This is a genomic window from Pseudomonas sp. 05T35, from assembly GCF_056396605.1.
Genome location: NZ_JBFTLU010000885.1, coordinates 1 through 603 on the forward strand (window position 1 = coordinate 1; position 603 = coordinate 603).

The following is a 603-nucleotide window of genomic DNA, read 5'->3' on the forward strand; positions in this document are numbered from 1 at the left end:
GCTGATGGACGGTGCTCGGTAATAATTGCTTTGAACTCTGCTAGATATTGCTCTGGGTTGAAATCTGATCTGATATCTCCCTGCTTGTCCAGGTATGTCATGGGACTATTTTTAACCATTGAAAACAAATTCATCCCATCCACATACCCCGCCGGATCTGGATTGATCCACCGCCGCAACCACGGCGCGTAATACCTGAAACCATAGTAATCAAGCCCCGTCGCATCGCGCTCCTTGCCGGAATAGCGCACGGTTTTGTACTTAGCCTCGGTCGTGTTCCGACCCGCCCAATAAGCGGTGTCGCCGAACGGGTAATACCATTCCTGGCTGATCAGCCTGGCCTGTTGGTCGAGTTCCAGTGTGCTGGATTTCAGGTGATCGCCCAGGCTGTAACGCACCTGATCCTGCGCAATGTCATCGGGTTGTCTGGCGACCCAATGCAGCACTTGCACACTGTTGCTGCCGGCGCTGGCGCTGATGACATGCAGGACTTCACCGGTGCCACTGTGGGTGCGGATTTCCACGCCGGGCAGATAACGCACCTCGCTGATCAGCGTGCGGGCGTTGGTCTGGTGGCTGCGAACTTTGCGCACGCGTTGGCCG

General features: G+C 55.9%; 1 protein-coding gene. It reads right to left on the reverse strand.

The annotated features are described in order from the left end of the window. A partial coding sequence (locus AC1DH9_RS30485) for an RHS repeat-associated core domain-containing protein (RefSeq protein ID WP_477809498.1) occupies nucleotides 1–603 on the reverse strand: 603 nt, incomplete at both ends.